Source organism: Algibacter pacificus (assembly GCF_008033385.1).
GTDB lineage: Bacteria > Bacteroidota > Bacteroidia > Flavobacteriales > Flavobacteriaceae > Algibacter > Algibacter pacificus.
In genome coordinates, this window is the sequence record NZ_VOGY01000005.1 from 109,196 (window position 1) to 124,038 (window position 14,843).

Sequence of the window (14,843 nt, forward strand, 5' to 3'; positions counted from 1 at the left end):
ACAAAGATATTACAAGTTTTGCTAATACAAAGAAATTATTTACAAATGCTTGAGAATGTGTTGGTGGTTTGTGTTTGGCTTGTATTTTTGTTTTTCATATTACATTTATAGAAATTCAGTTTTATAAAAAGATAAAAGATTTTATAATTTGGTATAAACTATATTTTAATCTGGTTTTGGTGCGATTATTGTTATATTTAGACCACTACAATTCTATTAATGAAAATAAAAAAAACATCTCTTCGTACCCGAATATTTTTGTCCATGATCCTCTTGGTTTTATTGGCATCTGTCCTTATTTCTGCTGTAGTTATCTATCAATATAAAGAAGAAACTAAAGATTATCATACCGCACGCTTAAAACGTAAAGAACTTAATACTAAAACACATATTAAACGTGTGGTAAACGGAAGACAAAACACATGGGAAGTAAAAACTGAAAATATTCCCTATATATTTAAAGAAGAAATTTATAATATAGCCGATATTCATAAACTTCAAATTGTGCTTTACGATTTGGAAGGAAGCCTTTTAATTGCCTCGAATGCAGGATTGCAAAAATCGGCGGTAGAAAAATGTTTAAGTGCCGAAGTTTTAAATGCTATAGCTAATACTCCGGACCACAGATATGTGGATAAACATATTGAAAATGGTCAAACATTTCAGTCGTCTTTTACCTATGTTACCGACAATAAATCTAAAACCATTGCTATTTTAAATATTCCGTATTTAGAAAATGATGATTTTCTGGCTAAAGAGCTTGATGAGTTTTTAGAGCGCGTTGCTTATGTGTATTTATTTGTAATTATTATGGCTATTGGAGTCGCTTTTTTACTTTCAAAATACATTACAAAATCTTTAAAAACAATTAGTGATAAAATAAATACCACACGTTTAGAAAAACGAAATGAAAAAATTGTAATTAGTGATACTAGTGAGGAAATTTCAACACTTGTAAACTCGTATAATAGCATGATTGATGAGCTTGAGGATAGTGCTGTGCAATTGGCTAGAAGTGAGCGAGAACAGGCTTGGAGAGAAATGGCAAAACAGGTGGCACACGAAATTAAAAACCCATTAACACCTATGCGTTTAACGGTACAAAGTTTTCAGCGTAAGTTTAATCCTGAAGATGAAAATATACATTTTAAATTAGATGAGTTTAGTAAAACGCTTATTCAGCAAATAGATACTATGAGTTCCATTGCTTCGGCATTTTCAAACTTTGCAAAAATGCCTGCACAACAAAATGAAACTTTAAATGTTGTTGAAATTGTAAAGCTGGCCTTAGATATTTTTAACGAACATTATATTTATTTTACTGCCGAAGAAGAAGAAATAATAGCCGTTTTCGATAGAACACAGCTTATTCGTGTTGTAACTAATTTGGTTAAAAATGCCATACAGGCCATGCCAGAAAAGGAAGATCCTAAAATTCAAATTCATATCGGTATTAATGGTGGTAATGTGGTTTTAACGGTATCGGATAATGGTTCTGGGGTATTGGAAGAAAATAGAAATAAGCTTTTCGAACCAAAATTCACAACCAAAACAAGTGGTATGGGGCTTGGATTAGCGATGGTTAGAAATATAGTAGAAACCTATAACGGAAAAATATCTTTCGAGTCGGAACCAGACAGAGGCACTGTTTTTAAAGTGGTTTTTCCTCAAATAACATAAGGTTATAAATTTTTAGAAAATAACTTAATTTTAAGTAAAATATTATGAATTACCAAAATATATTAACCAATACACAAGATGGTATTGCCCGAATTACAATTAATCGTCCAAGCAAACTTAATGCACTTAATATAGATACTATTGCAGAGTTACATGATGCTTTTAAGGTTGCTAATATGGATAGAAACACTAAGGTGATTGTTTTAGTAGGTCGTGGTGAAAAGGCTTTTGTTGCAGGTGCAGATATTAGTGAATTCGCGAATTTTTCTGAAGAAAAGGGTCAGCAACTTGCTGAAAAAGGGCAAAAACTATTGTTCGATTTTGTTGACAATTTATCCACTCCGGTTATTGCTGCTATAAATGGTTTTGCCCTCGGAGGAGGATTAGAATTGGCTATGGCTTGCCACATTAGAATTGCAAGTGATAATGCCAAAATGGGATTGCCAGAAGTGTCTTTAGGGGTTATTCCTGGTTATGGAGGAACGCAGCGTTTGCCACAGTTAGTAGGGAAAGGACGTGCTTTAGAAATGATTATGACGGCTGGAATGATTGATGCGGAAACGGCAAAAAATTATGGATTAGTAAACCATGTAGTTGCTCAAGAAGCCTTAATTCCGTTGGCTGAAAAAATAGCCAATAAAATAATGCGTAACTCTTCTGTAGCTATTGCAAAGGCTATTAAAGCCGTAAATTCAGGGTTTGAAGCTGGTAAAAATGGCTATAAAACCGAGGTTAAACAATTTGGAAAAAGTTTTGGAACCTCCGATTTTAAAGAAGGAACAACTGCGTTCTTAGAAAAACGTACTGCGCAATTTCTTGGAGAATAACGTCATTAATACAAAAAAAGGAGAACTATTAAAAGCTCTCCTTTTCAACAAAAGTTAGGTTAAATTAATGGATTGATTTGGTAAAAGTTCGTCCTTCTGTTTGATAAACAACTTCAAAATTACCATGTTCTAAATTAGTTAATTTGTAAACACGTTCAATAACTTTAGTGTTTTCAATAGTTTCAGAGTGAACAGGCTCATAAAAGCTACCATCACTAATAGAATCATAGTAGATATCAATTTTAAGAGGCGCTTTATCTAAAGATAGTTTTGTAACATAAAGTAAATCTCCAACCACCCTAGTCACGGGTTTGTAGATGGTTTTTTCATCTTCTTTATTAAAAGTAACTGCGCCTTCAATTACCGTAAAAGGTATTGTGCTTATCTCTACATCTTTATCAACTTCAAACGAATAGGTGCCATTTGGAAGCTCAGTCAAATCGAAACCCTTAGTGTAGTTTCCAGATTTTTGAATAAACTCTTTGTATAGTATAATACCATTTTCGTCTTTTAGAGACAGAAGGTTTCCTTGTTTAACATCTGTTAAAGTAAGAGAGGTTCTTTCTACGCCATTTGTAATTGTAATAAATGACACTTCATTTGCGAAACTTAACAAGGTAGCAAACATAGTTACCATTAAGAATCCTTTTTTTAGGTGTTTAATTACGTTTTTCATGATTTGGTGTTTTAACGTTTATAGGTCAAATATATAACCGAAGTTTCTTATGTAAAACATTGATTTTGATGTATTTGTGTGTTATTTTAACCGTTATTGTTATATCAATTTTATGTTAATTAAATGCGTATATTTTTGGGTTAAATAAGAATAGAATTGTGGTGTTTAATATTTATGGAAATTATTTAAATGCGTCGACCAATTTAAAGCAAAAAAAAAGTGGGCCACCACAGCCCACTTATCAACTAAACTAAACTAAATAAGACATTAAACTAATAATGAATATTGTATTCTCCAGTAATTATGGAGTAAATTTTGTGTAAAATTAATTTATTGATTTTGTAAAAACTCTACCCTCAGCATGGTAAACTATTTCAAAATTAGCGAAATTTAAATCGGTTAATTTATAAACACGTTCTATAACTTTAGCGTTTTCAATGGTTTCTGAGTAAATAGGTTCAGATGTGCTATCGCTAGATCGAGCATAAATATCTATAGTTAACGGTGTTTTATCTAAAGATAGTTTTGTAACATAAAGTAAATCACCAACTACTCTGGTTACGGGTTTGTGTATAATTTTTTCATCGTCTTTATTAAAGATAACTCCAGAAGATGTTACTGTAAATGGTATCATGCTAATTTCAACATCTTTATCAATTTCAAAAGAATAGGTACCGTTTGGAAGTTTGGTTAAATCGAAACCTTTTGTGTAATTTCCAGATTTTTGGATAAACTCTTTATATAAAGTAATACCATTTTGATCTTTAATTGAAAGTTGGTTACCCTCTTTCACTCCTTCTAAAGTAAGCGATGTTTTATCGGCATCGTTTTTAATAATAACCGATGAATTTTCGTTAGCAAAACTTAATACAGTAGTAAACATAGTTACCATTAAGAATGCTTTTTTTATGCAGTTAATTACGTTTTTCATAATTTGGTTTTTTTAACGTTTCTCTGGGTCAAAGATACAGGGGTTTTCCAAAGTTCAAAACATTGATTTTGATGTATTTATGTGCTATTTTAACCGTTATTATTAGGTTAATTTTTAGTTAATTAAAACAGCATATTTTTGGGTTAAATAAGAATAGAATTGTGGTGTTTAATATTTATGGAAATTATTTAAATGCGTCGACCAATTTAAAGCAAAAAAAAAGTGGGCCACCACAGCCCACTTATCAACTAAACTAAACTAAATAAGACATTAAACTAATTATTAATGAATTTCGTGTACACTTTATTATCAGAGTGTATTGTTATTTTATAATTTCCTTTTTCAAGTTTATATATTTTTTCAATGGTTTGCGTATGCTCTACCTTATCGGTATGAAGAAGTTCAAACACACCATTGTAATTTGCGTAAACATCAATTTTTAAACTAGCATAATTAGGAGCAAGTTTTGAAATGTATACTATATTGTTTTTTTCTCTAATAAATGGTTTGAAAATAGTTTCCTCTTTATCTTTATTAAATACAACACGATTGTTGTTTACTGAAAAAGGAATAGTGTTAATTTCAAAATCTTTATTTATTTCAAAAGCATACTCACCATTAGGTAAAGCCGTTAAATCGAATCCTTTTTTGTAAATTCCATTAGATTCAATAAATTCTTTATATAAAATACTTCCGTTATTGTCTAGTATAGTTACTTGGTTTCCTGCTTTTACATTATTAACAATTAAGGACGTTTTAATAACCTCTTTCTTTATAGTATTTGCATGAACCATTAGTGATGCACATATGGTAGTAAATATTACAAGTTTTTTAGCGTTATTAATAATGTTTTTCATAATTTGGTTTTCATTTCGATTACCAAGGCAAAGATACAGGGCTAATACAGTTAAGAAAACAACAATTTTGACCACTATGTATGCTAAATTATCTGTTAATGGAATGTTAATCTAATGTAAAGTTAATTTAGCATATGTTTGAGGTAATTAAATATATAATGTATGCGTAATATGTCGTAATTTTGCATCAAATATTCACCCTATGATTATTAAGAAACCTACACTAGAAAAAATTAGCCCGAGTTTTGGGAGTTCTATTTTGGTCAGGCAGCATGGAGAAAAGGCCGATAAGAATAATGCCTATTGGCATTTTCATCCCGAGTTAGAGCTTGTTTATGTAAATAAAGGAGAAGGGAAAACACATATTGGAAATCACTTATCTTATTTTAATAATAGTCAGCTTATACTAATAGGAGCCAATTTGCCACATAACGGGTTTAGTGATCGACTTACAGCTAATGGTACAGAAACTACAGTACAATTTACTTCTAATTTCTTAGGAAATGATTTTTTAAATGTTCCCGAAATGGCAAGTATTGTAGCTTTATTTGAAAGAGCGAAAAAAGGAATTCGGTTTCAAATTAATACAAAGAAGAAAATTGGACTAAAAATTGAAAAACTTGCAGAATACGACGGATTAAAACGCGTATTGAAGTTTTTAGAAATATTAAACCATTTGTCTAAAACAGATGATTATACGTTGTTAAATGCCGATGGAATTGCCTTAGAAACCAATCCGCAAGACAGTGATAAAATTAATATTATCTATAAATATATTAATGCTAATTTTAAAGATCATATTGCGTTAGATGATATTGCTAATGAAGTGAGTATGACCGTGCCTGCATTTTGCCGTTACTTTAAAAAAACCACAGGAAAAACCTTTACGCAATTAGTAAATGAATATCGCGTAGTGCATGCCACCAAACTTTTAAATGAAAGTAAAATGAGTATTGCCGATGTTTGTTTTGAATGCGGATTTAACAACTTTTCGCATTTTAATAAGCAGTTTAATGAAATTGCCGGTAAAAGTGCTTCGCAGTATCGAAAGGAAATTAAGCATATTATTCAGTAAAAATCTAAAAAAGTGCATAAATTAAAAACTCAGGATTAACTTATATGTTAATCCTGAGTTTTTTTGGTTTAAAATATCTATTGCTTAGAAATGGGCTTATTAGCTTGAAATTTTATTTCAACTCCTATATTTGGTGCTTATTTATAAAACACCTTCCCATTCATTATCAAATTGCTCTAAAAACTGCAGCATAAATTCATGCCTTTTTTCTGCGATTAGCTTTCCTGTTTCCGTATTCATTCTATCTTTTAAAAGCAGTAACTTCTCGTAAAAATGATTGATGGTTGGTGCGTTGGACGCTTTATATTCCGCCTTAGTCATATTAAGGTTTGGCTTTATTTCCGGATCGTAAAGGGCTCTGTTTTTAAAACCGCCGTAATTAAAACAACGCGCAATACCAATAGCCCCAATGGCATCTAATCTGTCGGCATCTTGAACCACATTTAATTCTGGAGAAGTAAATTTCTGCGTCTCATTTCCGCCTTTAAACGAGATGTTTTCAATAATATTTATAACATGTGCAATGGTTGAAGCATCAACATGTAATCCCGATAGAAAATCGCCTGCCACTTTAGGCCCTAACGTTTCGTCGCCATTATGGAATTTACTATCTGCAATATCATGCAGTAAGGCGCCCAGTGCAACAACAAAACCATCAACTTGTTCTGTTTTCGAAATTAATAAGGCATTTTTATAAACCCGTTCTATATGAAACCAATCGTGGCCACCTTCAGCATCTTTAAGGGTTTCTTTTACAAAAATGATGGTTTTATTTATGATGTTTTCTTGATTCGTCATGGGTTAAAAATAGAAAGATTTGCACTTTATAAGTTCTTTATGTTGGTTAATTCATTTTATGACTAAACGTGTGTAGGGGAAATTTCGATGAAATTTTCTAAATAAATGGTTAGAAAAGAGGTTGATTTATTTTTCTAATATTTCCTTAGTTTTTTTAGTAAAATTACTTAGCGATCTAGCCTTTGTTGATTATTTTGTTTATAAATTACATTGATGACATTTTACCGCTTGATAGATTTTGATTATGTTTGTATTGGTAAATGATATTTAAGTAAGCATAAGCTTATTTTTTAACATTTTTTTGATTAAAATATGAATATTTTTTCGTATAGATTTTCTTGTGGTTGATTCTAATTTTAAGTATTTTTGTCTTATCTCAAATTACTTGAATTTGAGATAAAAAAAGGTCAAAGCCCTTAGACCTTTAATTAAGGGAGTTTAATTTTTACCATTAAAATTTAAAATTTTGGGTGAAACTAAAAAAGACAATCCACAGTGGTGGATTGTATTTAAAAAAGAGATAAGACTTGTCGTTAGAACATCAATAAGTCTTATCAGAATGTGGTTGCTTTAAATTCCACTATTTCCGACCAAAGAGGTAGGATGAAATTGTTTAACAGTTAATTTAAGAGAAGTCTGTTGCTCTAACAACAGACTTTTCGCATTTTTAACAATACAAAAGTAATCTATAGGTTGATAATTTACAAATATTAATGTCTGTTTGTTGTTGGATAGGGGTAAACAACTTTAGTTTTTATTAAACGTAATGAACTAGCTAGTTAACCGGAATATAGAAATCAACAATAGCTTTCCCTTCCGGATGCTCGCGCATATCGTTTTGATAAATTTCAAACGGATTAGCTTCGGCTTTTTTATAGCCATTATCGTGCATCCAAATAAAGAGACTACTCCAGGCTTTTTCAAAATCTTGAGGAATAATTTCTAAACGACTCACAATATACTTCCCAGCCTTTGTGGTGGTTTTATGGATATCCTCTTCAACTAAAATATCTTGTTTTGTTAAAATTGAAATACTCATTCGGACTTTATCGGCAGCTGTAATTTTAAAACTATCGTGAAAAATTCTAGCCAAGCGCGTTTCAGGGCTTTGCATTAAACCTTTTGGTGTGGCCCATGTTATAATCCGCTCAAAAGCTTTGTCTATATTATCGACACCAATTTGTGTTACGCTAGCGAAATGTAATTCTGGTAATGCTTTAACTTCAATTTTTGAATGCATTTTAATCCAATTTAAATGGTTATTAATATTGCAAAAATAACTGTCGAGCATAAAGTTTTCTTGACCGTTCTTGCTTTCAACTATACCAATCTTGCTAAATTTTTCAGGGTTTTGTTTTCTAAATACTGAAGGGCTAACGTTATAAAATTTCTTAAAGGCTCGGGTAAAAGCAGAGTTGCTACTAAAACCACTTTGTAACGCTAGCTCGGTGATAGTGCAATCTTTTTTATGAATTAAGCCTGCAGCGGCTTTTTCTAAACGTTTTCTATTAATATAAGCATTTAGGGTTTCGCCAACGATACTTTTAAAAATACGATGAAAATGAAACGGAGAAAATAAAGCGACTTTAGAAATGTTTTCTAGAGAAAGCGTATCGGAATCGAGATGTAAATCGATATGCTTTAAAGCTTTATTTACGCGATTTATATAATCTTTATCTCGATGTTGCATAAATTAAATTTCCTCTAAAATAGAAGAGCCTTTAGATAAGTCACCCGAAGTCCATTGCCAGGTTTCGTGCAATCTCATTTTTCCGTTTGGCAGTATTTCGGGAGTCGATTGGCAAGTGCCAGTCATTAATTCGCCGTTGGTATTAATCTGGTGGTAGCGCATGTTTAAACAGCCGTTATCGTCCACCAAAGCTATTAAATGCCCAGAAATTATAGAATCGCTACTATAATCACAAGTCAAAATAGCCCCGTTTTGTTTATATCTAAAAACAGTTGAAGTGGTAACCTCACTGTTTTTAGACATTAAAACAGGTTTAAATTTTTTATTATTGTAGTTAATCAACTAAAAGAAAATTATTTTATAATGGCAGGCTGCACCCATTTAAATTCAAAAGAGTTTTCAGGTATTTTCATACGTTCGGCAACACGTGTCATTCTCGATGGAAGTTTCATAAGGTAATCTCTAGCTTTTTCAGCTTCATCATTAAGATTTCCAATTTTATCAATTTCCCAACGTTTAATAAGGCGTTCTAAAATATCAATATAGTCCATAGAGGTGTAAACCCCAATACGCTGTGCCGTGTTAGAAAATTCTTCAAACGCCGATCCTATTTTTCCGCCAGTTTCACGTAAAAAGTGCGCCGGCATGGTTATTTTTTGCTTCATCATGTAATGGAAAGCCATCATCATTTGGTTGGGATCCACTTCAAAAATACGTTCTACAAATTCCGAATAAGCATGGTGGTGTCTCATTTCGTCTCCCGAAATAATTTTACACATTTTAGCTAAGCGTTTATTACCATGATCTTTTGCTATTTTAGCCACGCGGTTGTGTGAAATATAAGTCGCTAATTCTTGGAAACTGGTATAAACAAAGTTTTTATAAGGGTCTCTATCGGTACCAATATCAAAACCATCGGCAATTAAATGCTGTGTGGTTATTTCTATTTCACGCATATTTACACGACCAGAAAGATATAGGTATTTGTTAAGGACATCGCCATGGCGATTTTCTTCACCAGTCCATTGGCTCACCCATTTAGACCAACCATTCTTACCGTTAACTTGATCAACACCTTCAACATCCATTAACCAAGATTCGTAAGTTGGCAGGGCTTCCTCAGTAATCATATCACCTACTAAAACTACCCAAAAATCGTATGGTAACTCTTTGGCTAGTTCTCTAATTTCTCGAACGTCTTCAAAAAATTCTTCATCTTTACCTTCTGTATTTGGTAAAAAATCGGTTGGTTGCCATATTTTTTCAATCGGAATTAAATATTTCTGAACCAAGGCATCAATATCCTTTTCCAAAAAGTTCATTACTTCAATTCGTTTATTTTTTAACGCCATCGGAGTGTATTTTTAAAGTTTTATATGTTCTATTATAGTAGTTTCCACAACATTTATCAAATCCTGCTTATTAGCAAAGGTACTAACTTTTATAGGCTTATGCACAGTAAATTTTATGTGGGTCCCCAAACCCATTGGGAATTTGCCATAACGTAATGTTTTCCAAGAGTTATTTATAGTAATTGGAACAATAACTGCCGAAGGTATTTTTTTTAATAAAATTTCTAAACCTTTTGTTTGAAAAGGCTTAGGTTTACCGTCTTTACTACGGGTACCTTCAGGGAAAATAACGGCCGCACGCTTTGTTTTTTCAATGTATTCACCAAATTTCATAATAGCAGGTAAAGACTGTCTAGGGTTTTTGCGGTCTATTAAACAAGAACCTCCGTGGCGTAAATTGTACGATACGCTGGGAATGCCTTTTCCCAATTCAATTTTACTAATAAATTTAGGGTGATGTTTACGCATATACCACATAAGCGGCGATATATCGTACATACTTTGGTGGTTAGATACAATAATTAAAGGGGTATCTGTAGGAATATCATAAGGGTTATCGAAGGTAAATCGCGTACCCAGAATATTCAAACAGCGCATTAAAAAAAATTGTAGAACATCTACACTTTTCTTAAGTGCCTCGTAGCCAAAAACTCTATAACAAAAGGCTTGTATAGGGTGAAATATAACAATGGTTAATAAAAATGCAAAGGCATATATAATAGTTAGCGGATAAGAAATTAGTTTTACCATGGCTCAAAATTAAAGTAAAGTCGATAAATAATGTAAAAAAACCACGATAAATCGTGGTTTTAATATATAATGAATTAAGTTTAAAAAATGCGTCTAGCAATTGGCATTATAAGCATCGGCAAGATTTTCAGCAATTAACTCAGCTGGTCTACCTTCAATGTGGTGACGCTCTAACATGTGTACTAATTCGCCATCTTTAAACAATGCCATACAAGGTGAACTTGGAGGAAAAGGCACCATAAAGCCACGTGCCGCATCAACAGCTTCTTTATCAACACCTGCAAAAACCGTAGTAATATGGTCTGGGTGTTTAGCGTTTTTTAAGCTCATTTTAGCTCCTGGGCGCGCATTAGCCGCTGCACAACCACAAACCGAATTTACAACCACAAGTGTTGTTCCTGGTTTTGCAATAGCTGCTTCAACCGCCTCGGCAGTGTGTAATTCCTCAAAACCAACGCTGGTTAAATCCTCACGCATAGGTTTTACTAATTCTGCTGGATACATATCTTTTAATTTTTTTATTTTATAATTAATCTCGGTACAAAGTTAATCAAAAATCGTGCGATTTAAGACAACTGTCAGGTTTAAGTCGTTAACCCCCTTTAAAACCTGACAAATTTACCCGTTTATTTCTTTGGGCGTTCCCCTGCGGGTCAGGCTATCCATTATATCTTTTTTTGTGCAAACTAGGTTTGGTTGTATTGTAAAGTATTCTACCTGTCAAAAATTTTAGCTTAAATATAAAGTACAGGAGAAGCACAAAAAAAGGATGCCATTTCTATCCTTAACGCGCCTATCTGCCAAGTTATAGCAGTGGTAAATGTATTGTTTTTTCTTTGCTACTCTGCTATCTCCGCTAGCGTAAGGGTTTCGCTTGTGCCGTTACCATTGTGGTTATTATATTTTTTATAATTCATTTTTTTACTCTTATATTTCTTATTCAATCGGGTAGGAGCGTCGCGCCCGTACTATCGGCGGACAATCAATTCAAAAAAACTACGCGAGATTTATAAGGAAAACGGTAAATTTGTGGATACGAGCGGACAAAATGAGATGCTTACCAGTGGCTAGTTAAATGGCATTACTACTTTTTTATAACAACATATCTAAATAGAAAGGGCGAAATAAATACGAACAATTCATGGAATTTAAAAAAAAGAAGGACAATATTGTTTACTTATATGCAAGTGTAGTAGATAAAGAGGCTCTTTTAGCTTTTATAGAAGCCAGTATTCGTGACTTTGATACCTATGCCATTAATATTAGTAATTTTGGTACTAGCCTAGACAACCTAGAGCAAATGCATCATGTGGTTTCGGGTCAATTAAAGGACGACTGTTTCATGAAAATATCAGAGTATCTTTTTGGTCAAATGGGCTGTGCTGCTAAGGCTTGGAAAAGATATGGGTTTGAATATGTTTTCCCTGAAAATCATTACAAATTAGAGGCCGATAAAGACACCGTATATGCATTAAGTGAAATGTTTGATGCCTGTTTTTATTCCTAAATTAGACGTGGTAAATTCAAGTACATTCTTCTAAACAGATGGGAATGTATAAAGGTTATGGAATGATTGGAAACACAAAAAAATATTCTAAGCAAAAATTGAATACATACCAAAACCTAATACAGCGAGTAGAATTAAAGGCGCAAGTATTTTATACCATTTGTACATCAACATAAAGGCCACTAGACCAACACCGCCGGATATATAAAGATTATCTAAAACTAAAGCAGTAAAAAGGAAATAAGCTGTTATGAAGGCAGCTATAGACCAGCCAATTCTTATACTTTTTGAGCTTACTGGTTTTTTGGGTTCACTTATGGTCTGGGTGTCATCATCGTCAGGGTTATATATAGGTTCTACTGGATCCGAAATTGGTTCATAATATTGGATACGACCTGTTCCATCACAGGTTGGACAATGTTCATAGCTCGCATTACTGCCACCTACAAAACTTCTCTGGCCCGTTCCCGAGCAAGCACTACAATCCTTAGAAGCCATAATTTATATTTTAATTGGTTATCTAAATTTACGAAACTAATAAGTTTCTTATCCTAAAGTATGGCTACTGGTTAAAATTGAAATTACGCTGATAATTGATATGCCAGATTAGGTGTTTTAAAGTCTAAAGATAAATGTAATCTTATTTCGTTGTACAAATTAATTGTGTTTTTTGTAGCCTTGCTAGCGCAAGCATCTCGCTTGTGTCGTTATCGTTTTGGTTATAATTGTTTCCTCATTCATTTTTTTTAGCACTTATGTTTTTTACTCAATTGGGTACGAGCGTGACGCTCGCACTAGCGGGAGAGCGGTTCTCGAGCGGTAGCGAATTGTGTAGTTATGCTGGGTTAACCCCAGTGATTAGTAAAAGTGGAAGCAGTGTAAATGGCCGTCCACGAATTAGTAAAATCGGAAATCAAAAACTTAGAAATTTATTATTTATGTGTAGTTTTAATGCCTGTAAATATAACCATGCTTGCAAAGCAATTTACAATCGATTAGTAGCCAAAGGAAAGCGTAAAAAACTAGCCTTAATAGCGGTTTGTAATAAACTTTTAAAACAGGCTTTTGCTATCGCAAAATCTGGTCTAACCTATGAAAATAATTATAGAAGTGTTTTAGTGAAAAGTTAATGAGTTTTTACTTGTTTTTTACCACAGTACTTTGTTATGCAATGGTTTTATAGATTTTTCTTATTCGGATTCTTTCTGTTTGAAAACAAAGAAACAATCTCAATTGAATTTTTATTCATTCGGTAATAAAGATTGTTGTGTTTTTCGACTACAGCTTTTCGAATATTTTTTTTTCTTGAATGATACTGGGAAAATTTCTGGTGATTTTGAAATCAGTTCTATTGTATGGTCTAATTTTGCAGAGAATGTTCTTAATTCTCTTTCTGTCCATTTATTCTCAAGATATTCAATAGTTTCTTTAAGTTCAGAAATTGCGTGGTCAGTCCACAGAATTTTATAACCACTTTTCATAGATTCCTTTCACGTTTGAGTGAGAAGTCAATTTTCCGTTATCAGCATCTTGAATTCCTTTTTCGATAGACTCTTTTTCGCTTGCAGAAATTTCATTCCACCAATCGTTCTTCTCTTTCTCTCTTAATTTCATAAGTTTGTCAATCAAAGATGTGTCATTCAAAGTTGATAACCATTGAATTAATTCTATTTTTTTATTTTCTAAACTTAAATCCATAATATCATATTTACAAATTTAATCTAAACATTCAATTTTTGAACGTGATTTTAACTGTTGCATAACGTTTGGTTATATGAAAAGTAGCAGATTTATATGTGTCAATTTTCGGTTAGTAAATAAAGATAGCAGAAAAGAACCAAACTTTTTGTTTAGCTCTTAGCTGCTATTTTTTATATAACGTGTTGTAGGCAGTATTTTATATTTTAAATATTAATTATTCTTTTATATCAATATATTCTATATGGTAGTCTTCTACAGAGCTATAAGAACTGCTAAATTCAGCTTCGGTAAGCTCTATTTTTCCACAGGTTAAGTTTTTTACAACATAAAATATTTTCCCTCTAAATTTTCTTGAAACAATTTTGAAGCCTATCTTTTTAATTAAATCTAAATCTATAATTGTTTTATTGTTTAAAAATGACGTGTTTACATTTTTTTTATATGGAGGAGTTTCATCTAACCATTTACAGGTGCTAAACAATATATCTTCTTCTATTTCACGATCAATATAAATATATCGAAAACAAGGTAAATGTGCTGATTTGCTATCTTTGCTTTCATAAGTAGAAAAACCTTTATTAATATTGACGTAGATAGTGTCAGCTTCTAAAACGTTCTCTAAATTTTGAGCATGTATCAAGCTGCCAATACAAAAAAAAGTTATTTTAAATATTAATTTATTCATAATTTATGGTAATTTATGTCCGAATTCTCTAGCATATCTAACATATTCTAAGTATAAAACATGATCTCTATGTATTACAAAGTGAGAGGCAAATTCTGACGTTTTATGTAAATCAGCCCAAGGATAGTTCTCATAAAAGTGGTCAAAATTAAATTTTTCTAATTCCTCGGCTAGCGCAAGCGTCTCGCTTGTGCCGTTACCGCTTTGTTTGTAATATTTTTCAATATTCATTTTTTTTAGCACTTATGTTTTTTATTTAATCGGGTACGAGCGTGATGCTCGCACTAGTAGAGTATTTAAAGGTTTATTAATAC

The 14,843-nt window shown here is 32.2% G+C and carries 18 protein-coding genes and 1 pseudogene; 5 read left to right on the forward strand and 14 right to left on the reverse strand.

What is annotated here, in order from left to right; translation table 11 throughout:
* Positions 1 to 219 precede the first annotated feature (219 nt).
* Together FQU21_RS09265 and FQU21_RS09270 are read left to right on the forward strand one after the other, a co-directional pair.
* On the forward strand, positions 220 to 1,680 hold the full coding sequence (locus FQU21_RS09265; protein WP_147677723.1) for a sensor histidine kinase: 1,461 nt from the start codon (positions 220 to 222) through the stop codon (positions 1,678 to 1,680).
* Positions 1,681 to 1,724: 44 nt separating this feature from the next.
* Positions 1,725 to 2,507, forward strand: a complete 783-nt coding sequence (locus tag FQU21_RS09270) for an enoyl-CoA hydratase/isomerase family protein (protein ID WP_147677724.1) — start codon at positions 1,725 to 1,727, stop codon at positions 2,505 to 2,507.
* Between the two features lie 64 nt (positions 2,508 to 2,571).
* Here FQU21_RS09270 and FQU21_RS09275 read toward each other — a convergent pair whose 3' ends face one another.
* From FQU21_RS09275 to FQU21_RS09285, 3 genes are all read right to left on the reverse strand, one after another.
* On the reverse strand, positions 2,572 to 3,183 hold the full coding sequence (locus tag FQU21_RS09275; protein WP_147677725.1) for a hypothetical protein: 612 nt from the start codon (positions 3,181 to 3,183) through the stop codon (positions 2,572 to 2,574).
* Positions 3,184 to 3,508: 325 nt separating this feature from the next.
* Positions 3,509 to 4,114 (reverse strand): hypothetical protein, encoded by a 606-nt coding sequence (locus FQU21_RS09280; RefSeq protein WP_147677726.1) that lies wholly within the window; start codon positions 4,112 to 4,114, stop codon positions 3,509 to 3,511.
* A 275-nt stretch (positions 4,115 to 4,389) separates the two neighbouring features.
* A complete protein-coding gene (locus FQU21_RS09285) occupies positions 4,390 to 4,971 on the reverse strand; it encodes a hypothetical protein (protein WP_147677727.1) in 582 nt (193 codons plus the stop codon).
* 202 nt (positions 4,972 to 5,173) lie between these two features.
* Between FQU21_RS09285 and FQU21_RS09290 the strand changes: the two genes are divergently transcribed.
* Positions 5,174 to 6,046, forward strand: coding sequence for an AraC family transcriptional regulator (locus FQU21_RS09290; protein ID WP_147677728.1), 873 nt, complete (start codon positions 5,174 to 5,176; stop codon positions 6,044 to 6,046).
* A 141-nt stretch (positions 6,047 to 6,187) separates the two neighbouring features.
* Here FQU21_RS09290 and FQU21_RS09295 read toward each other — a convergent pair whose 3' ends face one another.
* The 6 genes from FQU21_RS09295 to FQU21_RS09320 form a co-directional block, all read right to left on the reverse strand.
* Positions 6,188 to 6,844 carry an HD domain-containing protein gene (locus FQU21_RS09295; RefSeq protein WP_147677729.1) on the reverse strand — a complete coding sequence of 219 codons (657 nt, stop codon included), beginning with the start codon at positions 6,842 to 6,844 and terminating at the stop codon, positions 6,188 to 6,190.
* A gap of 775 nt (positions 6,845 to 7,619) precedes the next feature.
* Positions 7,620 to 8,534 carry an AraC family transcriptional regulator gene (locus tag FQU21_RS09300; RefSeq protein ID WP_147677730.1) on the reverse strand — a complete coding sequence of 305 codons (915 nt, stop codon included), beginning with the start codon at positions 8,532 to 8,534 and terminating at the stop codon, positions 7,620 to 7,622.
* Positions 8,535 to 8,537: 3 nt separating this feature from the next.
* Positions 8,538 to 8,837 carry an avidin-fold protein gene (locus tag FQU21_RS09305; protein ID WP_246124812.1) on the reverse strand — a complete coding sequence of 100 codons (300 nt, stop codon included), beginning with the start codon at positions 8,835 to 8,837 and terminating at the stop codon, positions 8,538 to 8,540.
* A 50-nt stretch (positions 8,838 to 8,887) separates the two neighbouring features.
* Complete coding sequence (locus tag FQU21_RS09310) at positions 8,888 to 9,886, reverse strand: acyl-ACP desaturase (protein WP_147677732.1); 999 nt, start codon at positions 9,884 to 9,886, stop codon at positions 8,888 to 8,890.
* A gap of 12 nt (positions 9,887 to 9,898) precedes the next feature.
* Positions 9,899 to 10,636, reverse strand: coding sequence for a lysophospholipid acyltransferase family protein (locus FQU21_RS09315; protein ID WP_147677733.1), 738 nt, complete (start codon positions 10,634 to 10,636; stop codon positions 9,899 to 9,901).
* A gap of 93 nt (positions 10,637 to 10,729) precedes the next feature.
* Positions 10,730 to 11,140, reverse strand: coding sequence for a BrxA/BrxB family bacilliredoxin (locus FQU21_RS09320; RefSeq protein WP_147677734.1), 411 nt, complete (start codon positions 11,138 to 11,140; stop codon positions 10,730 to 10,732).
* Between the two features lie 637 nt (positions 11,141 to 11,777).
* Between FQU21_RS09320 and FQU21_RS09325 the strand changes: the two genes are divergently transcribed.
* Complete coding sequence (locus FQU21_RS09325) at positions 11,778 to 12,143, forward strand: hypothetical protein (protein ID WP_147677735.1); 366 nt, start codon at positions 11,778 to 11,780, stop codon at positions 12,141 to 12,143.
* 87 nt (positions 12,144 to 12,230) lie between these two features.
* On the opposite strand, the gene FQU21_RS09330 is transcribed toward FQU21_RS09325, so the two are convergent.
* Positions 12,231 to 12,641 (reverse strand): DnaJ-like cysteine-rich domain-containing protein, encoded by a 411-nt coding sequence (locus tag FQU21_RS09330; RefSeq protein ID WP_147677736.1) that lies wholly within the window; start codon positions 12,639 to 12,641, stop codon positions 12,231 to 12,233.
* 308 nt (positions 12,642 to 12,949) lie between these two features.
* Between FQU21_RS09330 and FQU21_RS09335 the strand changes: the two are divergent.
* Positions 12,950 to 13,273 (forward strand): annotated as a pseudogene (locus tag FQU21_RS09335) (transposase); the annotation flags it as partial.
* Between the two features lie 111 nt (positions 13,274 to 13,384).
* Here FQU21_RS09335 and FQU21_RS09340 read toward each other — a convergent pair.
* The 4 genes from FQU21_RS09340 to FQU21_RS09355 form a co-directional block, all read right to left on the reverse strand.
* Positions 13,385 to 13,624, reverse strand: coding sequence for a type II toxin-antitoxin system RelE/ParE family toxin (locus tag FQU21_RS09340; RefSeq protein ID WP_246124813.1), 240 nt, complete (start codon positions 13,622 to 13,624; stop codon positions 13,385 to 13,387).
* Positions 13,608 to 13,841, reverse strand: a complete 234-nt coding sequence (locus FQU21_RS09345; protein ID WP_132215541.1) for a hypothetical protein — start codon at positions 13,839 to 13,841, stop codon at positions 13,608 to 13,610. The genes FQU21_RS09340 and FQU21_RS09345 overlap by 17 nt, the downstream gene beginning before the upstream one ends.
* Before the next feature lie 217 nt (positions 13,842 to 14,058).
* A complete protein-coding gene (locus tag FQU21_RS09350; protein ID WP_147677737.1) occupies positions 14,059 to 14,529 on the reverse strand; it encodes a hypothetical protein in 471 nt (156 codons plus the stop codon).
* A gap of 3 nt (positions 14,530 to 14,532) precedes the next feature.
* Positions 14,533 to 14,760, reverse strand: a complete 228-nt coding sequence (locus tag FQU21_RS09355; protein WP_147677738.1) for a hypothetical protein — start codon at positions 14,758 to 14,760, stop codon at positions 14,533 to 14,535.
* Between the last annotated feature and the right edge of the window lie 83 nt (positions 14,761 to 14,843).